Source organism: Planococcus sp. 1R117A (genome assembly GCF_051417975.1).
In the GTDB taxonomy this organism is placed as follows: Bacteria; Bacillota; Bacilli; order Bacillales_A; family Planococcaceae; genus Planococcus; species Planococcus shenhongbingii.
The window spans coordinates 91686-114388 of sequence record NZ_JBPRLO010000006.1 but is presented as its reverse complement, the minus strand read 5'-3'; the positions used below and the strand labels follow the sequence as shown (position 1 = coordinate 114388).

General features: G+C 45.7%; 24 protein-coding genes. 21 read left to right on the top strand and 3 right to left on the bottom strand.

The window, feature by feature from the left end; translation table 11 throughout:
• The first annotated feature begins 78 nt into the window (after positions 1-78).
• Positions 79-1254, top strand: coding sequence for a DUF4097 family beta strand repeat-containing protein (locus ACSFXN_RS16890; RefSeq protein WP_437151294.1), 1176 nt, complete (start codon positions 79-81; stop codon positions 1252-1254).
• 136 nt (positions 1255-1390) lie between these two features.
• Positions 1391-2632: a M20/M25/M40 family metallo-hydrolase gene (locus tag ACSFXN_RS16885; protein WP_437151292.1), complete on the top strand. Its 1242-nt coding sequence runs from the start codon at positions 1391-1393 to the stop codon at positions 2630-2632.
• A 39-nt stretch (positions 2633-2671) separates the two neighbouring features.
• Here ACSFXN_RS16885 and ACSFXN_RS16880 read toward each other — a convergent pair whose 3' ends face one another.
• The 3 genes from ACSFXN_RS16880 to ACSFXN_RS16870 all read right to left on the bottom strand — a co-directional run bounded on the left by ACSFXN_RS16880 (position 2672) and on the right by ACSFXN_RS16870 (position 5772).
• The gene (locus ACSFXN_RS16880) at positions 2672-3100 is read right to left on the bottom strand and encodes a DUF1801 domain-containing protein (protein WP_437151290.1); all 429 of its coding nucleotides are present in this window, start codon (positions 3098-3100) and stop codon (positions 2672-2674) included.
• 26 nt (positions 3101-3126) lie between these two features.
• Complete coding sequence (locus tag ACSFXN_RS16875; protein WP_437151288.1) at positions 3127-5079, bottom strand: GTP-binding protein; 1953 nt, start codon at positions 5077-5079, stop codon at positions 3127-3129.
• A gap of 153 nt (positions 5080-5232) precedes the next feature.
• Positions 5233-5772: an N-acetylmuramoyl-L-alanine amidase family protein gene (locus tag ACSFXN_RS16870; protein WP_437151286.1), complete on the bottom strand. Its 540-nt coding sequence runs from the start codon at positions 5770-5772 to the stop codon at positions 5233-5235.
• Positions 5773-5941: 169 nt separating this feature from the next.
• Here ACSFXN_RS16870 and hprK point away from each other — a divergent pair, with 169 nt between their 5' ends.
• The 19 genes from hprK to whiA all read left to right on the top strand — a co-directional run bounded on the left by hprK (position 5942) and on the right by whiA (position 22659).
• Entirely contained in the window at positions 5942-6868 is a 927-nt protein-coding gene (gene hprK, locus ACSFXN_RS16865) for an HPr(Ser) kinase/phosphatase (RefSeq protein WP_300992029.1), read from the top strand.
• Between the two features lie 21 nt (positions 6869-6889).
• Complete coding sequence (gene lgt / locus ACSFXN_RS16860; RefSeq protein ID WP_300992030.1) at positions 6890-7702, top strand: prolipoprotein diacylglyceryl transferase; 813 nt, start codon at positions 6890-6892, stop codon at positions 7700-7702.
• A 14-nt stretch (positions 7703-7716) separates the two neighbouring features.
• The gene (locus tag ACSFXN_RS16855) at positions 7717-8652 is read left to right on the top strand and encodes a nucleoside recognition domain-containing protein (RefSeq protein WP_437151284.1); all 936 of its coding nucleotides are present in this window, start codon (positions 7717-7719) and stop codon (positions 8650-8652) included.
• Positions 8607-9302: a pyrophosphatase PpaX gene (gene ppaX, locus ACSFXN_RS16850; RefSeq protein WP_437151282.1), complete on the top strand. Its 696-nt coding sequence runs from the start codon at positions 8607-8609 to the stop codon at positions 9300-9302. The genes ACSFXN_RS16855 and ppaX overlap by 46 nt, the downstream gene beginning before the upstream one ends.
• On the top strand, positions 9299-9811 hold the full coding sequence (locus tag ACSFXN_RS16845) for an acyltransferase (RefSeq protein ID WP_300992033.1): 513 nt from the start codon (positions 9299-9301) through the stop codon (positions 9809-9811). The genes ppaX and ACSFXN_RS16845 overlap by 4 nt, the downstream gene beginning before the upstream one ends.
• A gap of 249 nt (positions 9812-10060) precedes the next feature.
• Positions 10061-11224: an ATP phosphoribosyltransferase regulatory subunit gene (locus ACSFXN_RS16840; protein ID WP_437151280.1), complete on the top strand. Its 1164-nt coding sequence runs from the start codon at positions 10061-10063 to the stop codon at positions 11222-11224.
• On the top strand, positions 11217-11843 hold the full coding sequence (gene hisG / locus ACSFXN_RS16835) for an ATP phosphoribosyltransferase (protein WP_300992035.1): 627 nt from the start codon (positions 11217-11219) through the stop codon (positions 11841-11843). The genes ACSFXN_RS16840 and hisG overlap by 8 nt, the downstream gene beginning before the upstream one ends.
• The gene (gene hisD / locus ACSFXN_RS16830; RefSeq protein WP_437151279.1) at positions 11840-13117 is read left to right on the top strand and encodes a histidinol dehydrogenase; all 1278 of its coding nucleotides are present in this window, start codon (positions 11840-11842) and stop codon (positions 13115-13117) included. Before hisG ends, hisD begins: the two co-directional genes overlap by 4 nt.
• Positions 13118-13120: 3 nt before the next feature.
• Complete coding sequence (hisB, locus tag ACSFXN_RS16825; protein WP_437151278.1) at positions 13121-13708, top strand: imidazoleglycerol-phosphate dehydratase HisB; 588 nt, start codon at positions 13121-13123, stop codon at positions 13706-13708.
• Positions 13705-14358: an imidazole glycerol phosphate synthase subunit HisH gene (hisH, locus tag ACSFXN_RS16820; protein ID WP_437151277.1), complete on the top strand. Its 654-nt coding sequence runs from the start codon at positions 13705-13707 to the stop codon at positions 14356-14358. Before hisB ends, hisH begins: the two co-directional genes overlap by 4 nt.
• Positions 14327-15055, top strand: coding sequence for a 1-(5-phosphoribosyl)-5-[(5-phosphoribosylamino)methylideneamino]imidazole-4-carboxamide isomerase (gene hisA, locus ACSFXN_RS16815; protein ID WP_437151276.1), 729 nt, complete (start codon positions 14327-14329; stop codon positions 15053-15055). The genes hisH and hisA overlap by 32 nt, the downstream gene beginning before the upstream one ends.
• Positions 15049-15801 carry an imidazole glycerol phosphate synthase subunit HisF gene (hisF, locus tag ACSFXN_RS16810; RefSeq protein ID WP_437151275.1) on the top strand — a complete coding sequence of 251 codons (753 nt, stop codon included), beginning with the start codon at positions 15049-15051 and terminating at the stop codon, positions 15799-15801. Before hisA ends, hisF begins: the two co-directional genes overlap by 7 nt.
• Positions 15798-16424, top strand: coding sequence for a bifunctional phosphoribosyl-AMP cyclohydrolase/phosphoribosyl-ATP diphosphatase HisIE (hisIE, locus tag ACSFXN_RS16805; RefSeq protein WP_437151273.1), 627 nt, complete (start codon positions 15798-15800; stop codon positions 16422-16424). The genes hisF and hisIE overlap by 4 nt, the downstream gene beginning before the upstream one ends.
• A gap of 81 nt (positions 16425-16505) precedes the next feature.
• Positions 16506-18032, top strand: coding sequence for a tetratricopeptide repeat protein (locus ACSFXN_RS16800; protein WP_437151271.1), 1527 nt, complete (start codon positions 16506-16508; stop codon positions 18030-18032).
• Positions 18033-18099: 67 nt separating this feature from the next.
• Entirely contained in the window at positions 18100-19053 is a 954-nt protein-coding gene (gene trxB, locus ACSFXN_RS16795) for a thioredoxin-disulfide reductase (protein WP_300992045.1), read from the top strand.
• A 274-nt stretch (positions 19054-19327) separates the two neighbouring features.
• On the top strand, positions 19328-19813 hold the full coding sequence (locus ACSFXN_RS16790; RefSeq protein WP_437151401.1) for an NUDIX hydrolase: 486 nt from the start codon (positions 19328-19330) through the stop codon (positions 19811-19813).
• Positions 19806-20687, top strand: a complete 882-nt coding sequence (gene rapZ, locus ACSFXN_RS16785; RefSeq protein ID WP_437151269.1) for an RNase adapter RapZ — start codon at positions 19806-19808, stop codon at positions 20685-20687. The genes ACSFXN_RS16790 and rapZ overlap by 8 nt, the downstream gene beginning before the upstream one ends.
• Before the next feature lie 4 nt (positions 20688-20691).
• A complete protein-coding gene (locus ACSFXN_RS16780) occupies positions 20692-21687 on the top strand; it encodes a gluconeogenesis factor YvcK family protein (protein ID WP_437151267.1) in 996 nt (331 codons plus the stop codon).
• 21 nt (positions 21688-21708) lie between these two features.
• Positions 21709-22659 (top strand): DNA-binding protein WhiA, encoded by a 951-nt coding sequence (whiA, locus tag ACSFXN_RS16775; RefSeq protein WP_437151265.1) that lies wholly within the window; start codon positions 21709-21711, stop codon positions 22657-22659.
• The last annotated feature ends 44 nt before the right edge of the window (positions 22660-22703 follow it).

Genomic DNA, 22703 nt, shown 5'->3' with positions numbered 1-22703 from the left:
TCAATTAAGAGACTATCAAGTTCGGTTTTTGTCTAGCTTCCGCTTTTCATTAAACCGACGAAGAGGAGGCCGCAATACATGCAAAGTGAAAAAGAACGCATATTGGATATGGTGGAAAAAGGCACCATTACGGCAAGAGAAGCAGTAGAGCTATTGAGAGCAATAGACGGCGGTGGGGAACGGGAACAGTCCTCGCGTGATTACGGCCGCCATGATTATCGGGAAAAGCGCGGCAGACGGGGCTTGTTCCGTCCGGAAGACATGGTGAAAAAATTCTCTAAAGATTTTTCACGTGATTTCTCGAAAGATTTCTCGAAAAACCTTTCCAAAGACTTTAACCAATTGAGCGACCGCATGATGCAGTTTATGCAAAGTTCAGTCGGGAAATTGAAAACGATGGAATTCGATTCTCCATTCGGGGATGCGATACAGTTCAGCCATACCTTCAAACAGGAAAATATCGATGTCAACAACATCATCACCGATATTGCGAATGGCCAGCTGGAAATCTTCCCGTCGCAAGACGATACAATCCGTGCTGAGTGCAGCGTAAAAGCTTATCGGGCAGAATCGGAAGAGCAGGCAAAAGAAGATTTTCTTGATAAATTTGTTTTCATTGCAGATGATCAGAAACTCCGCATCATCAGTGATATGAAAACAACGCAAGTAAATGTGGTGCTGTATGTACCAGCCAAAAAGTATACCCACATTGCTGCCCGTTTATTCAACGGCGGTTTTTCAATGAAGCGCATTGATGCAGCTTTGATCAAAGTGAAAACTGCAAACGGCAAAATCGAATTGAAAAATGTCGATTTTGATGATGCTGAACTAGAAACAGCAAATGGTGCAATCCAAGTGCAGGATGTCCAGGGGAAAGTAATGGAAACAGAAACTTTGAACGGCCGCATTTATATTGATGGTGACATCCAGACAACAGAAGCAAAATCGTTGAATGGCAATGTCGTAGTGACATCAAGATGCAAAGAAGCCCGCAAAGTGGAAGCGAAAACATTGGCAGGAAATGTAGAAATTTATATTCCTTCCCACTTGCCATTAAGAGGGGAAGTTTCTTCCAACCTCGGCAAAATGGATGTCTTGCTTTCAGATGTTGAACATACCCATGAACAAGGACAGTTTATGCAAAAGTCCATCCGTTTTTCAAAAGAAAGCGGAGAAGCTGTGGCAGCGCCTCTTTTGGTCTATGGAGAAACCAAAACCGGTTCTGTACTTGTGCGCTATTTGACAGTTGAATAAATTATAGAAAAAAGCCGGCATAGAGCATGCCGGCTTTTTTTCGTTTCTTGAGCTCTAATGACATATGCAGTACGGTTTAAATAAGGTAGCAACTCCAAAATTGAACAAGAACTAAAAATGATAAGGAGGAGAGTACGTGGCAGAAACGACCATTTCAACCCGGATAACAGAAGCCTTTAATCAGTTGAAAGAAGATGAAGCAGTAAAAAAGGGATTGTCATTCATTGAGCAAGATCACCATCAAACCATTGCAGACCAGATTGCCTTAACGGAAATTCCAGCACCGCCTTTTAAAGAACAGCAGCGGGCTGAAGACTTTATGCGCCGGCTGCAGGCACTTGGACTTGAAGAAGTTCAAATGGATGCAGAAGGCAATGTTTTTGGAATGCGCAGAGGAATTGGTGATGGACCAAGGGTTTTTGTTTCAGCCCATCTGGATACGGTATTTCCGGAAGGCACGGATACAACTGTGCACCAGAAAGACGGCATTCTTTACGCACCGGGAATTGGCGACGATACACGGGGACTGGCAGAATTGCTGGCGGTCGTGCGGGCGATGAAGGAAGCAGGGATAAAAATCAGCGGAGATCTCCTATTCGGTGGAACTGTCGGCGAAGAGGGAGCCGGGGACTTGCGAGGAGTCAAAGCGTTTTTTGCTGCGCGTCCTGACATTGATGCTTTTGTATCGATGGACGGCGAAGGATTCAACCATATCACTTATCTTGCAACAGGAAGTTTTCGCTATACCATTACATATAAAGGTCCGGGCGGCCATAGCTTTGGGGCATTCGGGACACCAAGTGCGACGCATGCACTTGGCCGGGCGATTGCAGCAATTGCAGATTTTGAGACTCCTTCCCGGCCGAAAACGACGTTTTCAGTTGGCCAAGTATCAGGAGGCACTTCGGTGAACGCGATTGCCCATGAAGCAAGCATGGCTGTCGATTTGCGATCCAATGATGAACAAGAACTCGGAACATTGGAAAGCCGCTTTTTGGAAATTGTCCAAAAAGCGGCTGAAGACGAAAATCGCCGCTGGGGCGATGACCGCTTAAAAGTGGAAGTTGTCCGTTTCGGCAACCGGGCGCCGGCCAGCCAATCGCCAGAAGCGCCAATTGTCCAAATTGCCTGTGCCGCCGTCAAATCGATCGGTGGGCAGCCGAGGCTGGGAGAACCGAGCAGTACTGATTCAAATTATCCGATGAGCCTCGGGATTCCTTCGATTACGATTGGGCTCGGCGGTGACTTTGGCGGGGCCCATACACTGGAAGAATGGCACAATCCTAAAAACGGCCATTTGGGCATCCAAAAAAGTTTTATGGCGATTTTAGGGATGGCCGGAGTAAAAGATATTTGCGAGTCTTTATTAATGGAATAGCAAAAGCCAGAAAAGCAGATAACCGCTTTTCTGGCTTTTTCAATTGTATTCTGCATATAACTTTTTAGTAAAATCCATGGATTGAATAATCAACTCTTTTAAGACTGCGGTATCGATGTCTTCAAGTTTGTTGATGTAGACGCAGGATTTTCCGCTGGTATGCTTGCCCAGTTTAGCAAGCCGCTGTTCATAGTCCGGATCGCCAGATGCAATATACAAACTGATTTTCGCTTTCCGTGGAGAAAAGCCGGCAAGCGGTGCATCGCCTGAATGGCCGGAAGCGTAAACATAATGATAGGACCCGAATCCGATGATGCTCGGCCCCCACATTTTCGGCGGGTATCCGCTGGTTTCTTGAAAAATCTCAAGCAACCGGTAAGCATCTTGTTTTTTCTTTGGATTTTCCACCGTCTCTTCGATAAATTGGATGACATCTGAATCTGTTTCTTTCATCTTTGCTTCATACATACGGATTCCCTCTTTTCCAATAAATTTTAAAGGCAGTGCATAGCGGCTTCTGCTTCGTCCCAAGGAACTTTATAGCCTTGTCCTTTGGCACAAAAGATAGAGGTTGATGTGTATTCCGGGTCCGCATCTTTATTGTAACCTTGTTTTGTGATAATTTCTTCTTCGTTATGGCAAAAATCATAGCCGCCGGGCAGCAGCGTAAGCGTCCCTTTTCCGTGGGTGAAAGAAGCGAATTCAGTGCTGTAGTTCATAAAAGTGGCCACTGGCACCCTTCCTTCGATAAAAGCTTTGCCGTCTAATAATTCAGGGGCATTAAAACTGCCATGGGATTGCTGGATATCAGATAAAACTTTCCCCATATGGTCCATTTCCACTTTAATCTTGAAATGATAGACAGGTTCCAGCAAGCGGTTTTGGGCTTTTTCAAGTCCTTGGCGAAGTGCCCGGTAAGCGGCTTCGCGGAAATCGCCGCCGGCAGTATGCTGGTTATGGCCACGGCCGGTCAATAAAGTGATTTTGACATCAGTTAATGCTGAGCCGGTGAGCAGGCCATGATGGTCCCGTTCTTTCAAATGATGGAGCACTAAGTTCTGGTTGCCGATGGATAAAGCATCGGCATGGCAAATGTTGGCCAAAGTAATGCCGCTTCCGCGAGGTGCCGGTTCAACCTTGAGATGGACTTCTGCATAATGGCGGAGCGGTTCAAAATGGCCGTAGCCCGTAACGGGCTGCTCAATTGTTTCCTTATAAAGAATTTCAGGATCTCCGAATGAAACTTGAAAGCCGAAGCGCTCTTTGACGATTTGTTCAAGGATTTCAAGCTGGATCACACCCATGACATGGATATGGATCTCCTGGAAATGCTCATCCCATACTACACGCAGTGAAGGATCTTCAGCATTGAGCAGCATAAAGCCTCTCAGTACTTCCTTGATATTAGCGGCAGGATCAACTAATACTTTTGATTTTAATGCCGGCACCATACCAAAAGATGCCCGTGCAGCCAATTTTCCCAAACCGTCTCCGATGCAAGTTTCTGAAAGTCCGGCAACAGCGACCAGTTCGCCAGCTCTCGCTTGCTCTACCGGTTGGAATTTATGGCCGTTGTATATGCGGAGCTGAGTCGCTTTTTCGTGAAGCCGGTTTTCGGCAGCCCCATAAGCGACTTCATCCCGTACCCGCAAAATGCCACTCAGCACTTTGATAAAAGTAAGGCGGTTGCCGTTCGCTTCGTGGCGGATTTTATACACTTGAGCAGCGAATTCTTCTTCATCTGAATAGGCAGTTGCCGTCAGTTGGTCAAGTTGATCGAAGAACTCAATAACTCCAGTATCTTTCAATGCTGAACCGCCGGCAGCAGCGAACAACTGCTGATTTTGAATCATTGTTTTCAAGGTTTGCAGCCAAAGTTCGGGATCGTACCCGTAATCCATATAGTATTCCAATAGAGTTTCATTGCGTTCAGCCAGAAACTCAATCAGCTCATCGTCCATTTCACCGTTATGAAAAGAAGCGGTCACATCAAATACATCCGGCGTAAGGCTGCTGCGGATCTCTGTTAAAACCCGATTCACCTCTGCGCCTTCGCGATCGGTTTTATTGATAAAGAAGAAAGTCGGTACCCGGTATTTCTTCAGGAGCTGCCAAACTGTTTCCGTATGTCCTTCAACGCCATCAACGGCACTGACGATGATGATGGCAATATCCAAAACCTGAATGGCGCGTTCCATTTCTGCTGAGAAATCGACATGTCCCGGTGTGTCGATCAAGTAATAAGTAGAATCGTTGTAGGAAAACATCGCTTGATCCGCAAAAATGGTGATGCCTCTGTTTTTTTCAATTTCATGGCTATCGAGAAAAGCGTCTTGATGGTCAACGCGCCCGCGCTGCCGAATGCTTTTGGTATGATATAGCAATTGTTCAGAAAACGTCGTTTTTCCTGCATCAACATGTGCAAGAATGCCAATTGTTTTGTTCATAGTCCACCTCTTCATTTTGTTCACTATGCAATAAGTGTAGCAGAACTGGAAGCTTTATCCCCACTGATTATTAGATGAACCAATCGGGCTGTTAAAGCACGGCAAAATAAAAAGCCCCGTGAAAGCAAATTCAGCTTTCACGGGGCGCGGATGTTAAATGGCACAACCGATGCCAAATGCGATAGCGCTGGCACAGCGTTTCCGGTAAGCATCCAGTTTTAATAATTCGGTTTCTTCACGGTTTGTCATAAAGCCGCATTCAATTAGAACAGCCGGCATTCCGGTATCACGGAGTACGGCAAAATCGGCTTTTTTGACGCCGCGATTTTTCCGGTGCGTTGACAAAATCAATGCCTGTTGAATCGAACCGGCAAATTTTATACTGTCTGCACTTGATTTGGTATAGATGAACGTTTCAATTCCTTGGGTGTCATTAAAAACAGAGCCAAAAGCGTTTGCGTGAATGGAGACGAATAAATCTGCTTTTAACCGGTTAGCAAGCGCCGTCCGTTCATGGAGAGACACATCCTGGTCGGGTTGATGGCTGAAAAAGACGGAATGGCCGTCTAATATGAGCCGCTTCTTGACTTCATCTGCGACTGCCGCATTAAAGTGGAATTCCCGGAGGCGTCCGTCGGGGGAGCGCTTGCCCGGAGTATTAGGTCCATGGCCTGCATCTATCATTATTTTCATTGTCAAATTCCTCCTTTACTGTCCATATAGATGGAAGCTTGCAGAAAGGAGACACGAAAATCTTCAAATTAAAGTTTTCCGTGTTAAAATAGGAGCAAACCGTCAGAATGCTGAAAGAACTTCAAACAAAGTTCTTTGCGTTTTGAGTGTAAAAGGAATGAGGGTAAAGATGGGACAGGTAACAGTAAAACAGGTAATGGACACTTTTGATCTGAAATTAATCAGCGGCGAGGACGGACTGGGACGGCATATTCCAATCAGTGATATTTCGCGGCCTGGACTTGAGATGGCAGGATATTTCACACATTATCCAGCGAACCGGATTCAAATGCTTGGCAAAACGGAGCTGTCTTTTTTTGCGCTGTTGGAAGAAAGGGAGCGGACAGAGCGGATGTTGAAACTCTGCACCGACGACACACCGGCAATTATTGTAGCCCATGAAATGGAAGTGCCGCCGGAGCTGGTGGATGCATCGAACCTAAAGCACGTGCCAGTATTCCGCACGAAAATGCCGACCACCCGTTTCTCCAGTTTGCTGACAAATTATTTGGAAAGCCAGCTGGCGCCTACGACTGCGGTCCATGGAGTGTTGGTTGATATTTACGGAGTCGGTGTTTTGATTACGGGCAAGAGCGGCGTGGGTAAAAGTGAAACTGCGCTCGAACTTGTGAAAAAAGGGCATCGCCTCGTTGCGGATGACTGCGTAGAAATCCATCAGGAAGGCGAGAATACGTTAGTCGGCCATCCTCCGAAACTGATAGAGCATTTGCTTGAAATCAGAGGGGTTGGCATCATCGATATCATGACATTATTCGGTGCAAGTGCTGTCCGGACATTCAAACGCATTTCACTGGTCATTGATCTGGAATTATGGGATCAGGACAAAACGTATGACCGCCTTGGCTTGGAAGAAGAGAAGATGCGGATCATCGATACGGATTTAACGAAGCTGACAATTCCTGTTCGCCCAGGGCGAAACTTAGCCGTTATCATAGAAGTAGCTGCCATGAATTATCGCTTGAAACGCATGGGCGTCAATGCAGCAGAAGAGTTTTCAAAACGGCTCGATGAAGTTATTGCTCAAGATACAAACTAAGGGAATGGGAAGGTGCATGGCATGTATTCGATTTTAGCTGCAATAGATCCGATCGCTTTCTCGCTCGGACCAATCGATGTCCGCTGGTATGGCGTCATTATTGCTACCGGCATCATCATCGCATTTTTGGTTGGCCAGCGTGAAATGGTCAAACGGGGCCTTCATCCCGATTTCTTGACGGATCTGCTGATTTGGGCGGTGCCGCTGGCTATTGTGGGGGCCCGCATTTATTATGTGATTTTTCAATGGGATCATTATAAAGACAATCCTGGAGAAATCATTGCCATTTGGAATGGCGGAATTGCTATTCACGGAGCGCTTATCGCTTCAGTAATTGTGGCGTATATTTTTACCAAGCGCCGCAATACGTCATTCCTGAAAGTGGCGGATATTCTCGCTCCCAGCATTTTAATCGGCCAGGCCATTGGCCGCTGGGGGAATTTTATCAACCAGGAAGCGCATGGCGGGGAAGTAAGCCGTGCATTTTTGGAAAATCTATTCATTCCCGATTGGATCATCAATCAAATGTACATAGATGGAGCTTATTATCACCCGACGTTTTTATATGAGTCGTTATGGAGTTTTGTCGGCATCATTATTTTGCTGCTGCTGCGCCGGGTTAATCTGGTGCGCGGCGAAATGTTCTTTTTCTACGTCATCTGGTATTCTGTCGGCCGCTTCTTTATAGAAGGGATGCGAACAGACAGCCTCTATGTGATTGGGGAACTGCGAGCTGCCCAATTGGTATCCGTAATAGCCATCATCATTTCAGTTGTTTTCGTTGTTTACCGCCGAGTGAAACTAAAAAATCCACCGCATTACTTGGATAAGTAGAAAGAAGGAATGGAATGTCTACGTTGAAAAATGGATTGAAAGCGGGTCTACATACGACTTGGACATTGGGGAAAATCATTTTCCCGATTACATTATTGGTGACGATGCTCCAATATACACCGGTCCTGCCATTCATCATCGATTTAGTTGCTCCGATCATGGGGATCTTCGGGCTTAGCGGAGATGCTGCCATTCCCTTGGTTCTTGGTAATGCATTAAACTTGTATGCCGGAATCGGAGGGATTCTGTCTCTGGAGCTGACCGTAAAAGAAGTGTTTATCCTGGCGGTCATGCTTTCTTTCTCCCATAATATTTTTATCGAAACCGGTGTTGCGTTAAAAGTTGGAGTTAAGCTATGGGTGGTTCTGGTTGTCCGATTCGGATTGGCCGCTTTATCAGGAATCATCATCAATCTCGTTTGGAAAGGCGGCGGCGAAACAGCCCAATATGGTTTCGCTCCAGAAGTTGCAGCTGCGCCGGAAAGCTGGATGGGCGTTTTCCTGCTCGGACTTGAAAAAGCCTCTTTCGGAATTTTACAGCTGGCGATCATTGTCATCCCGTTGATGCTGATGATTCAAATATTAAAAGATAAAGGCTTTTTGCAGCGCATCTCCAATTCGATGGGACCATTGACTCGATTGCTGGGCATCCAGAAAAATGCTTCGCTGACATTGGCATCAGGCTTGGTGTTCGGTCTAGCCATGGGAGCAGGCGTTATGATTCAAGCAGTTCAGGAAGATGGCGTCAGTAAAAAAGATGCCACATTGGCCTTTATCTTTCTAGTGGCTTGCCACGCCATTGTGGAAGATACGCTTATTTTCGTTCCACTTGGCATTCCCATATGGCCATTGTTTATCATACGCCTTGTTACAGCACTGGTCTTAACGATTTTTGTTTCTTATGTATGGCGGAAAACAGAAGAAAACCGGAAGGAAGTGCTTTCCTCGTGACCAAAGACATCAATACACTGTTATTCGACTTTGACGGAACGCTGCTCGACACCAATGAATTGATCATCCAAACCTTTCTTTCGGTATTGGACGAGCATTTTCCGGGCCGTTTCGAAAGGCAGGAAGTGCTTCATTTTATCGGGCCTTCACTTGAACAGACGTTTACTGCCATTGCCCCGGGGCGCACAGCAGAACTGACTGAGCAATACCGTGCCATCAATAAAACCTTGCATGACGAGTTGGTAACAGAATATGATGGCGTAGCTGAAACCTTGAGGCTGCTGAAAAACCGCGGCTTGAAAATGGCGATCGTTTCCACCAAAAGAGGGGCTTCCATCAAACACGGACTGGAATTAATGGGAGTCGGAAATATTTTCGACGTCATCGTCAGCCTGGATGAAGTCAAAGAGCCGAAGCCGGATCCAGAACCGATTTTGCTGGCATTGGAACAATTGAAGGCAGCGCCGGGCGAAGCCCTGATGATCGGTGACAATTCGCACGATATAGAAGGTGGTCAAAATGCCGGTGTCCGCACTGCCGGCGTCGCCTGGTCCGTAAAAGGCGAGGAATTTTTGGCCGGTTTTAATCCCGACTATATGCTGCAGCACATCAGTGATTTGCTGCATTTGACGAAAGAAGAAGTCCAATGAGAAACACCGAGCGCCATTTTGTCACCGGTCAAAATTCGCTATGGCATGTCTATAAAACCGTGCCGTTTTGGAAAGTCGTTAAAAATTTCATTGTCATTCAAACCGCACGTTATACACCTTTTTTGCCTATGAAAAACTGGCTCTACAAGACGTTTCTGCATATGAAAGTGGGAGAGCATTCTTCTTTTGCGTTAATGGTCATGCCGGATGTCATGTTCCCGGAGAAGATCACGGTCGGAAAGAATTCGGTCATCGGTTATAATACGACTATACTTGCCCACGAATATTTGATTAACGAATATCGATTAGGGGAAGTTATAATAGGAGACGAAGTTTTAATCGGCGCTAATACGACTATTTTGCCTGGAGTGACAATTGGGGACGGTGCCATTGTTTCCGCTGCCACACTGGTCAATAAAGACGTGCCAGCCGGAGCTTTTGTCGGTGGAAATCCGATGGTGATTATTTATACAGCTGAACAAATGGCCGAACGCCAACTGAAAACCTGAAAGCGGTGTGCTTTCAGGTTTTTTTACTATAAAAAGGGAAGTTTTCAGTGACTGGTATGTTGCGTGAGCCTTCGTAGATATAGTTGTTTTTGCTCCCTAAAGAGGTTGAAGCGATGTTGAAAATTCATTTTTTTCATATAACTTTTGCACAATTCCTTGACGGTCCATGGAAACATGCGCTAAAATAAAAATTACTTCACCACTCTAACTAACTAAAGTAAAATAACCAATTTTAGGAAGTGACCTTCAATGACCATTCAAATGTTCGAGAAACCACTGGGTATGCGTGACGATTTCCCGTTTATTGCTAAAAAGAAAGCTGAACTGCGTGCGAAAGGCACAGCGATCATGCAAGGTGCTGGATATGATTTGCTTCAAACTCCAACACTGGAGTATTACGAAACAATCGGCAAAATTTCTGCTATTCCAGATAACGCGCTTTTTAAATTATTGGACAGCCAAGGCGAAACACTGGTCCTTCGTCCCGACATGACTTCCCCAATTGCACGGGTGGCAGCATCAAAATTGCTGAAAGAAAAAATGCCGGTCCGGCTCGGGTATTATTCCAACGTTTTTCGGGCACAAAAGCGGGAAGGCGGCCGGCCGGCAGAATTCGAACAAATGGGCGTCGAACTGATCGGCGATGATTCGCTTTACGCAGATGCAGAAGTGATTATCCTGGCCTCGAATATCTTAAATCAGTTGAACGTTGAATCTGGCCGTGTCGTCATTGGCCATACACAATTGCTGCAACTTATATTAAAGGATTTTGGATTGGACGATGATCAAATAGAAGTGGTCCGTGCTGCTCTTGTCTCGAAAAACAGTGTCCGTTTTGAACAACTGGCCAATGAATTGATTGGGGATACAGAAAAAGCGGCTTCTTTTAAACAATTAATCATCACGTCCTCTTTAGAAGACTGGAAACCATACATTGATTTTTCAAATAGTGAACAAACAGCGTTTTATGAAGAAATGCTGAAACTGCAGACCATCATCCAAAGAAACGGACTGGCGGAAGCCATCACTTATGATTTATCCTTTACCAGCCATATGACCTATTATACCGGCCTGGTGTTTGAAATATATGGAGCAGGAAGCGGGTTTCCGCTAGGCAATGGCGGGCGCTACGATGGATTGATGAAGCAGTTCGGCTTGCATATCGGAGCTACAGGATTCGGCTTGCGTGTAGACCGGCTGCTGGAAGTGATGCCGCCGGACAAAGAGGAAGAGCAGCATATATTGATTTTATTTGACGAAGCCAGTGAAGAACAGGCACATGAGCAAGCGCAGCAATTGCGCGAATCCGGAGCAAGAGCCACGCTCCAATATGCTCCGGCTGTACACGCGCTAGAAGAGTTTACTGCATTGTTCAGCGAAGTAAGACGATTGGAAGGTGCTAAAAATGGATGAACTGACGATTGCTATGCCAAAAGGGCGGATTTTTGAGGAAGCCTATGAGCTGCTGGTAAAAGCAGGCTATGATTTGCCGAAAGAACTGGATGATTCGCGCAAACTGATTGTGGAAGCACCGAACGAACGCTTCCGCTTTATTTTGGCGAAGCCGATGGATGTGCCGGTTTATGTGGAACATGGCGTAGCGGATATTGGAATAGCTGGGAAAGACGTCATGCTGGAGCTGGACCGCTCCGTCCATGAATTGCTGGACCTTGGAATTAGCCGCTGCTATATCGCGACTGCAGGATTGCCGAATACAGAAATGAATCCGGTGACGCCGCGCATCGCAACGAAATATCCTAAAATCGCTTCCCGCTTTTACCGAGGCAAAGGGGAGCAAGTGGAAATCATTCAATTGAACGGATCTATCGAATTGGCGCCGATGATTGGCCTTGCAGACCGCATCGTCGATATTGTATCAACAGGAAAAACGCTGAAAGAAAATGGCCTAGTGGAGTATGAGCAAATTGCTGAAATCACTTCCCGGCTGATTGCGAATCCAGTTAGTTACCGATTAAAGCAGGAGCGGATCCGTGAACTTGTCGAAAACTTACGAAAGCAGGCGAAGGCATGAAACAGACGCAATTATCTTCCAACATCTCGATCAGAAGAACGATTGCTGAAGCTAATGCCGAGCAACTGGCATCCGTCAAAGAAATTATCCGAAACGTGAAGCAAAACGGCGATTCGGCATTGCTTGGCTACACCGAAAAATGGGATGGCGTCAAATTGGAAAGTATCCAGGTCAGCCCAGAAGAAATCACGGAGGCGGTCGACCGTTTCGATGCCCAGCTGCTTAAGGATTTGACGGAAGCGGCAGATAATGTCCGGGAGTATCACGAAAACCAGAAGCAAGAGGGATATAAAAATACAAGAAGCGATGGTTCTTATGTCGCTCAGCGCGTGACAGCAATCGGTTCAGCGGGATTGTATGTTCCAGGCGGAACAGCGGCTTATCCGTCTTCCGTATTGATGAATGTTATTCCGGCTCAAGTAGCCGGCGTCGGCCGGATCGTATTGATTTCTCCGCCAGGAAAAGATGGCAAATTATCAGATGGAGTATTGGTTTCAGCCCACATACTAGGAATTGATGAAATATATAAAGCGGGCGGTGCCCAAGCGATTGCTGCACTGGCATACGGCACAGAATCAATTGAAGCAGTTGATAAAATCACAGGACCAGGCAATGTTTTCGTAGCTCTTGCAAAACGGGAAGTTTATGGCGACGTCGCAATCGATATGATTGCAGGGCCAAGTGAAATTGCTGTCATTGCAGACGAAACAGCTTTTGCCGATGAAGTGGCGGCGGATCTATTATCCCAGGCGGAACACGATCCGATGGCAAGTGCCGTGCTGCTGACAACCAGTCAACAATTAGCAGATGCTGTTTCGCTTGAAGTGGAACGCCAGCTGGAGACCCTGCCGCGGCAGTCCATTGCAGGAAAAGCAATCAACGATCACGGCATGATTTATATCGGTGAAACGATGGATGAATTGATTGCGGCAGCGAATGAACTGGCACCGGAGCATTTGGAAATTATGACGGCAGATGCAGAATCCCTGTCAGAAAGAATCCAGAATGCCGGCGCGATTTTTATCGGTCGTTATTCGTCGGAACCGATCGGCGATTATTTCGCAGGCACAAACCACGTCTTGCCGACCAACAGCACGGCGCGTTTTTCGAGTGCCTTGTCGGTCTATGATTTTGTCAAAAGAACAAGTGTAGTTTATTACAGTGAACAGGCCTGGCAGCAAAATGAAGCGAAAATCGCCCGTCTTGCCCGCCTTGAAGGACTCGAAGGACATGCGCGGGCTGTAGAATCCCGTGCCTGGAAAAAAGGAGAATAAACGATGAGAAAAGCCGAAATCAAGCGCAATACAAATGAAACCAAAGTAGCCATCTCTTTTTCATTGGATGGAGACGGGAAAGCGGATATCAAAACGGGTGTACCGTTCATGGACCATATGCTCGACTTATTCATCAAGCACGGCTTGTTTGACGGAGAAATCAAAGCGGATGGAGATACCCATATCGATGATCACCATACAACAGAAGACATTGGCATTGTCCTAGGACAAGCAGTGAAAGAAGCGCTGGGTGACAAAAAAGGCATCCGCCGCTATGGCAATGCCTTTGTGCCGATGGATGACGCTCTTGCACAAGTGGTCGTTGACTGTTCAAATCGGCCCCACTTGGAAATGCGGGGCAATATTCCAAACGAAAAAGTTGGCACCTTTGATACAGAACTGGTCCGCGAATTTCTATGGAAATTTGCGCTTGAGTCCCGTATGAATGTCCACGTCATTATTCACTACGGCCATAATACACACCACATCATCGAAGCGGTCTTTAAGGCGCTCGCTCGTGCGCTGGACGAAGCGACAATCATTGATTCCCGTGTGAAAGGCGTGCCGTCTACAAAGGGGCTGTTAACATGATTATCGGAATTATCGATTACGGCATGGGCAATCTGTTCAGCGTTGAACAAGCATTGAAAAAACTGGATTGCACAGTGATTCTATCTGACGATCCGGAGACGCTGCTTGAAGCAGAAGCAATTTTACTGCCGGGAGTCGGTGCCTTTCCGGATGCGATGGAATTGCTGGACCGCAAAGGACTTTCTTCTTTTATTCAATCATTGCCCGAAAAAGGTATTCCGCTTCTTGGCATTTGCCTTGGCATGCAGCTGTTGTATGAAGACAGTTCAGAAGTAAAACCGACAAAAGGGCTCAGCTTGTTGAAAGGGCAGATTCGCCGTTTTGAAAAAGGGGCGTACCGCATTCCTCATATGGGCTGGAACCGGCTTGGATTTTCCCGCATGCCGTATTGGCTGGAGGATCTGCAAGTGGATACCCATGTCTATTTCGTCCATTCATTTTTAGCAGTGAACACGGACCCGGAACAGGTATGGGCGACAGCAAGCTATGGCAACATCGATGTGCCAGGCGTCGTCGGTTCAGGGTTGATTACAGGAATGCAGTTCCACCCGGAAAAATCCGGTGATTTCGGCCATTATTTACTTGAACAATGGATTGCAAACGTCAGGAGGAACCAAGATGAGCAAGTTTCAAATCTATCCGGCAATTGATTTGCGCGGCGGAAAATGCGTAAGGCTTTTTCAGGGAGATTATGCACAGGAAACCGTATACGGCGACTCGCCGGTTGATATGGCTAAGCAATTTGTGGATGCCGGAACGGAATGGATTCACATGGTCGATTTGGACGGAGCCAAAGATGGCGTCCGGATCAATGATAAAGTTGTAATTGAAGCGGCGAAGCTTCCGGTCAATATCCAAATTGGCGGCGGCATCCGGACGCGCGAAGATATAGAACATTATTTGTCAAATGGCATCAGCCGCGTCATCATCGGGAGCCTTGCAATCCGCAATCCGGAACTGGTCGCATCATTTATTGAGGAATTTGGGGCAGAACGGATCGTCATCGGCATTGACGCCAAAAACGGGATGGCTGCAACTGAAGGATGGATTGAAACTTCGGGGCAATCAGCAAAAGACGTCGCCAGCTTTTTTGTTTCCAAAGGAGCCAAGCATTTTATCTACACAGATATCGCAACGGACGGCACGCTGCAGGGGCCGAATATCAATGCCAATAAAACGCTCGTCGATTCGGATCAAGCAGAAGTAATCGTTTCCGGTGGTATCGGTTCTCTTGAAGATATCCAAAACGTTAAACAGGCAGCAGGCGAAAGCCCGATTGCCGGAGTCATTATCGGTAAAGCGCTGTATGAAAACCGCTTTACGCTGGAGGAGGCGCTGTCATGTTGACCAAACGAATTATTCCATGCCTCGATGTCAAAGAAGGACGGGTTGTCAAAGGCGTAAGCTTTGTGTCGCTTCGGGATGCCGGGGACCCGGTGGAGCTTGCCCGTTTTTACGACAAGCAAGGAGCGGATGAATTGGTCTTTTTGGATATTTCGGCTTCCCACGAAGGCAAAGAAACGATGATTGAAGTAGTCAAAATAGTGGCCACTGAATTATCCATTCCGTTTACGGTTGGAGGCGGCATTCGTTCTCTTGAAGATATGAAGCGTATGCTGCGTGCAGGAGCCGACAAAGTTTCCTTGAACACTTCGGCGCTTGACCGGCCCGAGCTGATCAAAGAAGGAGCGGATTATTTCGGTTCGCAATGCATCGTCGTAGCCATTGATGCCAAAAGCAACGGCACAGGCTGGGATGTTTATACACATGGCGGACGCAATAAAACCGGCTGGAATGCAGTGGAGTGGGCGAAGAAAAGCGTTGAACTGGGAGCTGGGGAACTGCTCTTGACTTCAATGGATAAAGACGGCTCAAAAGATGGTTTTGATCTGGAACTGACAAAAGCGGTGCGGGAAGCGGTAGAAGTCCCGGTGATTGCAAGCGGCGGGGCAGGAAATCGGGAACATTTCGCCGAAGTCTTCAAAGAAGTGGATGCAGATGCTGCTCTTGCGGCTTCGATTTTTCATTACAAAGAAACGAGCGTTGCTGAAGTGAAAGAGTATTTAAGGAAAGAGGGAGTGAACGTCCGATGAACGATATCCAATATGATGGCAACGGGCTGGTTCCCGTTATTATTCAAAATGCCGACACGAAAGCAGTGCTGACATTGGCTTATGCAAACGAAGAAGCCGTACAAAAAACACTGGAAACAAATGAAACTTGGCTATACTCCAGAAGCCGCAATGAATTATGGAACAAAGGCGCGACTAGCGGCAATACCCAGCAAGTAACAGCAGTCCGCCTTGACTGCGATGGAGATTCGTTGATCTATGAAGTGATTCCGAATGGCCCGGCTTGCCACACTGGCGAAGAAAGCTGTTTCCATAACACGATTGCCGGTGCACCAAACGAGTCGAAAGTGGACATGCTCAGTGAACTGACGGGATTGATCCGAAAAAGGGAAGAAGAAATGCCGGCCGGCGCTTATACGACCTATCTATTCGAAGAAGGCGTCGATAAAATCTGCAAAAAAGTCGGAGAAGAAGCAGCTGAAGTGATTATTGCAGCGAAAAATAGAGATCCAAAAGAACTGGCGATGGAAACAGCAGACTTGTTTTATCATGTCCTGGTGCTGCTGCAAGAACAGAAAGTCGGGTTTGACGATGTCATTGACGTGTTAAAAGAACGGCATGCAACAAAAACTGCGAGTAAATAATAAGAAAATATGCTATAATTACAGCACATTTAAGTGGAGGAGCGATGACAATCGTTCCTTTTACTTTTTCGGAGGCATATTTTGGAGAATAAAAAAAAGAAAAACTATGAAAATGTCCTGTCATTCATACCAACAGGGGAATATTATTACAAAAAGGCATTAAAAGAGTTACAGCGGGAACAGTATCCCAAAGCCCATAAGTATCTGCAGCGGGCTACAGAATTAAGCCCGAAAGACCCGGATATCTGGGTCCAGTTTGGCATCGTGCTTATGGAGATGCAGGAATTTGGCCCGGCAATGGAAGCATTGCGTACGGCATATGATCTTGATCAATATAAGACGGAGACCTTGTTTTTCTTAGCAGAAGTGAATGCACACATGGGAATGTTCTTAGAAGCGCGCAATTTTGCGAAGAAATACGTGGAAAACGACATACAGGGCCAGTATGCAGCAGAAGCTTTAGAAATCATCGATTTTGCAGAACAAGAAGACTGGCAGCTTTTTGATGACGACGGAGAAGCTCAAGACAGTGAGCATTTTTATCAGCAAGAAAAAGCCCGGCGCTTGATGGAGGAAGGGAACTTTCTGGAAGCCATCAAATTGCTGGAATCGCTGATTGAAGAAAAGCCGGATTTCTGGGGAGCACATAATAATCTTGCCTTGGCTTACTTTTATATCGGCGAAACGGAAATGGCAAAAGCGCTGCTGCATGATGTGTTAAGAAGAAATACAGGGAATTTGCATGCACTTTGCAATTTGGCAGTCTTTCATTATTACGAAAAAAATGAGGAACTTGAAGACGTGCTGGATTTGCTGAAGAAAATTCAGCCGTATGTCTTTGAGCATCGCTATAAATTGGGAGCTACTTTTGCATTGGTCGGCAAGTATAAAGAAGCGTACCGCTGGTTGCGGAGCTTGCAGAAACGCGGATTTGACGGTGATCCTGCGTTCTATTTCTGGTTGTCTCATGCAGCTTATCACTCCGGCCATGAAGACATTGCCAAGCAAGCCTGGAAGCATTTGACGCAAATGGATCCGGGCAAAGACGGCTACGAACCATGGGCAGAACAGGCGGCTATGCCACATCCAGACGCGCTTGAACATGACCGGGATTATTTGGTGGGCAAACTTGATCATCCGCAGACGAGCGAGCGGTTGTTCGGACTTTTTCTATTAGGAAAGTCTGCCCATAAGCAGGAAATTGTTTCACATCCGAATTGGCTGAAATCTGAACAGCCAACCGTGCTTGAAACCTATCTGCTTGGATATGCGCTCGGCCATCCGTTTAAAGCACATGTGCCGGAAGAGCAAGCATTCATGCGGGCAATGGAAGCGACTGAAATTCTGTACCAAGAAGAAAGTATGATAACTGAGCAAGGCTCCTACGCTTTCCAAATGTGGTTTATGCTAGTGGAAAAAGCGTTTGAACGCCGTTATGAATTTAAAAATCCAAAAGCATTGGCCGCTTCGGTTGCTTATATGGTCAGATCTTCAAGAGACCGTTCTGTCACCAAAAAAGCGGTTGCCGCACATTTCGGCATAACATCAGCTACACTGACCAAATATGTTAATCAGTTGATCCAGTATTTGCCGCTTTTCGAATCATAAGCAAAAAAGTTGCTGCAATGCTGGTAATCTTATACGATTTAGCTACTGAGATTTAGGAGGGCCTATTATGACTGAGACGAATAATACTTATGACGTGATCATTATTGGAGCAGGACCAGCAGGCATGACAGCCGCTGTTTACACATCAAGAGCGAATTTATCTACATTAATGCTTGAACGCGGAATTCCAGGCGGCCAAATGGCCAACACGGAAGAAATTGAAAACTATCCGGGTTTTGAACATATTCTAGGGCCGGACCTTTCGAACAAAATGTTCGAGCACGCAAAAAAATTCGGTGCTGAATACGCTTATGGCGACGTAAAAGAAATCATTGATGGTGAAGAATACAAAACCATCATCGCTGGTTCGAAAGAATACAAAGCGCGTGCCATCATTATTACTACAGGTGCTGAGTATAAAAAAATGGGTATCCCTGGTGAAAACGAACTGGGTGGCCGAGGTGTCAGCTATTGTGCAGTCTGTGACGGAGCCTTCTTTAAACAGAAAAATCTGGTGGTTGTCGGAGGCGGAGACTCTGCAGTTGAAGAAGGCGTTTATTTAACGCGTTTTGCAGATAAAGTAACCATCGTCCATAGACGCGATGAGCTTCGCGCACAAAAAATTCTTCAAGACCGGGCCTTTGCAAACGATAAAATTGATTTTATCTGGAGCCATACGGTTAAAGAAATTAATGATGAAAACGGCAAAGTGGGAAGCGTCACGCTGGTTTCTACAAAAGACGGCAATGAACAGGAATTTGAAGCGGATGGCGTATTCATTTACATCGGAATGCTGCCATTGACTAAACCATTTGCTGATTTAGGAATCCTAAATGACGAAGGCTATGTTGTTACCAATGAAAAAATGGAAACAGCAGTTCCGGGTATATATGCAGCAGGAGACGTACGTGAAAAAATGCTGCGCCAAGTTGTTACAGCAACTGGTGACGGAAGTATCGCTGCTCAAGCGGTTCAGCATTATATTGAGGAATTGGTCGAAAAAATCGGGATTAAAGCTTGATTTAATGCTATTTTAATCTACTTGTAACACTGTTGTCATAAGATGGTGGTAAAGTAGGGATAGTAAATTGACCCCCTTTTTATAAAGAACTTTTGACAGGCCGTTTTTCGAGTTAATCGGAGAACGGCCTCTTTTTTTATGCATAAATTTTAAAACTCTTCTTCCATAGGCGCTTGTCGGGGCTTACCGGGCGCCTCCGCTTTTCTTTTTTTGCATGACACGCCAGGATAGATGTATAATGGAGAGAGTTTACAATAGATACGGAGTGTCGACAGTGCAGCGAATCGCAAATTTATTAGTGGTCCATGAAGGACAAGTATTGCTATTAAAAAAACCCCGGCGTGATTGGTACGTTGCACCGGGCGGTAAAATGGAAACAGGAGAATCAATTTATGAAGCGGCGGTCAGAGAGTTCATGGAAGAAACAGGTGTACAGCCGCTTGGAACTCATTTAAAAGGGATCTACACGATGATGATTCAAGAAAAAGAACAAATCGTTGATGAATGGATGCTTTTCACTTTTTTGGCAACCGGCTTGATTGGCAAACCTTTCGAAGAAACAAGAGAAGGCCTTCTTGAATGGCATCCTGTTGAAAGTTTGGCATTTTTGCCGATGGCTGAAGGAGACCGTACAAACCTGCAATTTGCTGCTAGCCAAATAGGTATGCAATATGGCACTTTTCATTATTCGCCGGAATTCCAGCTAATTAAAGAAAGCATTCAAATGTCTACTGAAGAGGGGATCCAGCATAATGGATAAGCATACAGATGAAACTGAATTAATTATAATAACCGGCATGTCAGGAGCCGGCAAAACAGTCGCAATCCAAAGTTTCGAAGACTTGGGTTTTTTTACAATTGATAACTTGCCGCCGGCTTTATTGCTTACTTTCATCAAGTTGATGAGAGATTCCGGCAAATCAATGAAGCGGGTTGCGGCAGTTATGGATTTACGGGGCGGCGACTTTTTTGACAGCCTTGTGGATGCCATTGACAATATCTCGAAAGAGTCAAAAGTGTCTACGACGATTCTGTTTCTTGATGCCGACAACCAAACACTTGTCAGCCGGTATAAGGAATCACGCCGGTCACATCCATTATCTCCAGGCGGCCTAGTGCTTGGCGGCATTAAAAAAGAGCGCGACATGCTGATGGATCTGCAAGGGCGTGCGAAGTACATTTACAATACTTCCACCATGACTCCTAGACAGCTAAGAGAAAAAATTGTGACAGATTTCGCTACGCAAACAAGCAATAAATTTACCGTCAATGTGATGTCATTCGGCTTTAAACACGGCATTCCAATTGATGCCGATTTGGTTTTCGATGTCCGTTTTTTGCCGAACCCTTATTATATTGAAGAATTGAAACCGTTGTCCGGACTGGATGAACCGGTCTCAAGCTATGTTCTTCAATGGAGTGAGACCCAAACATTAATCAGTAAACTGACAGACCTTTTGGAATTCATGATTCCCCAGTATAAAAACGAAGGCAAAGCGCAACTGGTGATCGCTTTTGGCTGCACCGGCGGCCAGCACCGGTCAGTGACGCTTGCTGAATATTACGGAAAACTATTGGCAGAACAAAACAAAACGATCGTTACTCATCGGGACGTCAAAACAAGAAAGGGCTGAGTGCATGGAAAGTACTTTACGCCGGAAACGGGTTGTTATTATTGGTGGAGGCACAGGACTATCTACGCTTCTAAGAGGATTAAAGAAGTTTCCGCTGGACTTAACTGCGGTTGTTACTGTAGCTGATGATGGTGGAAGCTCAGGCCGGCTTCGAAACGACTTAGATATACCGCCTCCAGGAGACATTCGAAACGTCATGGCTGCTTTATCAGATGCTGAACCATTGGTGGCGGAAATGTTTCAATACCGATTTAAACACTCCCCGGATTTGGAAGGACATTCTCTAGGCAATCTTATGCTTGCTGCTTTGACGAACATCACAGGTGATTTTTCACATGCAGTCAGGGAGATGAGCCGTGTTTTGAACGTCAATGGGACAGTGCTGCCGGCAGCAAACCAGTTGGTCACGCTTCATGCCGAGTTTGAAGATGGCACGATTGTCAGCGGAGAATCTAAGATTCCGGCGTATTTGCAGCCAATAAAAAGAGTTTTTTTAGAACCGCAGGATGTAAAAACTTTGCCTGATACGATAGAGGCTATCACTAAAGCGGATGTTATTGTAGTGGGGCCGGGTTCGTTGTATACCAGTATATTGCCGAATCTGCTCGTAAAAGACATAAAAAAGGCAGTGGTTGCAGCTGAAGCTAAAAAAATATACATCTGCAATTTAATGACCCAAGCAGGAGAAACCTACAAATATACAGCTTGTGACCATGTTCAAGCGATTTACGACCATGTAGGTGAACCGTTTTTAGATGCGATTCTGCTCAATAAGGAACAAGTTCCTAAAGGAGTTGTAGAACGCTATAAAAAACAAAAAGCGTGGCCGGTCGAATATGATGAAGAACGTTTGCACAATATGGGCCTTGAAATATTCAGACAGGACATCGCGAATATTTTCGGAGAAACAGTCCGGCATGAACCGATGAAAGTAGCAGAATGGCTGTTTGAATATGCTGGAGGCCTTATCAAAGAAGATCCTGAGCATTTGTATTTTTAATGCTTGGAAGGGGGAATATGGATGTCTTTTGCTTCGGAAACCAAAAAAGAGATGACACAAGTCGAAGTAGACGATTGTTGTGGGAAAGCGGAATTATCCGCTTTAATTCGCATGAACGGCACCATATCATTTTCAAATCGGCAATTGAGCCTTGATATACAAACCGAAAATGCGGCTATAGCCCGTCGGATTTACACATTATTAAAGCGCTTTTACCGGGCTTATCCAGTGGAACTGCTGGTCCGAAAAAAGATGCGGCTGAAAAAGAATAACGTTTATATTTGCAGAATCAGGGAAGGTTCTAAACATGTGTTGGAAGACCTGGCTATTATTTCAGAAGGCTTCCAGTTTGAACATGAAATCAATAAAGCGTTAATCGAAAAGAACTGCTGTAAACGAGCGTATTTGCGTGGTGCATTTTTAGCAGGGGGATCTGTTAATAATCCGGAGACCTCTTCCTATCATTTGGAAATCTACTCGCTTTACAAAGACCATGCGGATTCTTTAGTGAATTTGATGAACGAATTCCATTTGAACGCCAAGACGATTGAACGGAAAAAAGGGTTTGTCACTTATTTGAAAGAAGCGGAAAAAATTTCGGACTTTCTCAGCATTGCCGGTGCGCATTCTGCTTTATTAAAATTTGAAGATGTGCGGATTATTCGCGATATGCGCAATAGCGTCAACCGTTTAGTGAATTGTGAAACCGCCAATTTGAATAAGACCATTGATGCGGCGCTGCGGCAAGTGGAAAATATTCGCCTTATTGATCAATTGATCGGGATTGACCAATTGCCGGAACGGCTGCGTGAAATTGCACGCCTGCGAGTAGAATACCAGGACGTCACTTTAAAAGAATTGGGCGAGATGGTCTCAACGGGCAATGTCAGCAAATCAGGTGTAAATCACCGGTTGCGGAAAATTGATGAAATTGCCGATACCTTGAGAAAAGGAGAAATGATTGGCCAGTGATTTTAGGCCTTTCTTTCATATAAGTTAAAGTGTTTAGCCAAGTT

Excerpts from the sequence above, each read along its gene's own strand:
- rapZ (WP_437151269.1), top strand. The coding sequence starts at position 19,806 with ATGGATAAGCATACAGATGAAACTGAATTAATTATAATAACCGGCATG.
- ACSFXN_RS16780 (WP_437151267.1), top strand. The coding sequence starts at position 20,692 with ATGGAAAGTACTTTACGCCGGAAACGGGTTGTTATTATTGGTGGAGGC.
- ACSFXN_RS16845 (WP_300992033.1), top strand. The coding sequence starts at position 9,299 with ATGAGAAACACCGAGCGCCATTTTGTCACCGGTCAAAATTCGCTATGG.
- ACSFXN_RS16880 (WP_437151290.1), bottom strand. The coding sequence starts at position 3,100 with ATGTATGAAGCAAAGATGAAAGAAACAGATTCAGATGTCATCCAATTT.
- ppaX (WP_437151282.1), top strand. The coding sequence starts at position 8,607 with ATGGCGGAAAACAGAAGAAAACCGGAAGGAAGTGCTTTCCTCGTGACC.
- ACSFXN_RS16875 (WP_437151288.1), bottom strand. The coding sequence starts at position 5,079 with ATGAACAAAACAATTGGCATTCTTGCACATGTTGATGCAGGAAAAACG.
- lgt (WP_300992030.1), top strand. The coding sequence starts at position 6,890 with ATGTATTCGATTTTAGCTGCAATAGATCCGATCGCTTTCTCGCTCGGA.
- hisA (WP_437151276.1), top strand. The coding sequence starts at position 14,327 with ATGAGCAAGTTTCAAATCTATCCGGCAATTGATTTGCGCGGCGGAAAA.
- ACSFXN_RS16855 (WP_437151284.1), top strand. The coding sequence starts at position 7,717 with ATGTCTACGTTGAAAAATGGATTGAAAGCGGGTCTACATACGACTTGG.
- hisH (WP_437151277.1), top strand. The coding sequence starts at position 13,705 with ATGATTATCGGAATTATCGATTACGGCATGGGCAATCTGTTCAGCGTT.
- hisG (WP_300992035.1), top strand. The coding sequence starts at position 11,217 with ATGGATGAACTGACGATTGCTATGCCAAAAGGGCGGATTTTTGAGGAA.
- ACSFXN_RS16890 (WP_437151294.1), top strand. The coding sequence starts at position 79 with ATGCAAAGTGAAAAAGAACGCATATTGGATATGGTGGAAAAAGGCACC.
- ACSFXN_RS16840 (WP_437151280.1), top strand. The coding sequence starts at position 10,061 with ATGACCATTCAAATGTTCGAGAAACCACTGGGTATGCGTGACGATTTC.
- trxB (WP_300992045.1), top strand. The coding sequence starts at position 18,100 with ATGACTGAGACGAATAATACTTATGACGTGATCATTATTGGAGCAGGA.
- hprK (WP_300992029.1), top strand. The coding sequence starts at position 5,942 with ATGGGACAGGTAACAGTAAAACAGGTAATGGACACTTTTGATCTGAAA.
- ACSFXN_RS16870 (WP_437151286.1), bottom strand. The coding sequence starts at position 5,772 with ATGAAAATAATGATAGATGCAGGCCATGGACCTAATACTCCGGGCAAG.
- hisD (WP_437151279.1), top strand. The coding sequence starts at position 11,840 with ATGAAACAGACGCAATTATCTTCCAACATCTCGATCAGAAGAACGATT.
- hisF (WP_437151275.1), top strand. The coding sequence starts at position 15,049 with ATGTTGACCAAACGAATTATTCCATGCCTCGATGTCAAAGAAGGACGG.
- whiA (WP_437151265.1), top strand. The coding sequence starts at position 21,709 with ATGTCTTTTGCTTCGGAAACCAAAAAAGAGATGACACAAGTCGAAGTA.
- hisIE (WP_437151273.1), top strand. The coding sequence starts at position 15,798 with ATGAACGATATCCAATATGATGGCAACGGGCTGGTTCCCGTTATTATT.
- hisB (WP_437151278.1), top strand. The coding sequence starts at position 13,121 with ATGAGAAAAGCCGAAATCAAGCGCAATACAAATGAAACCAAAGTAGCC.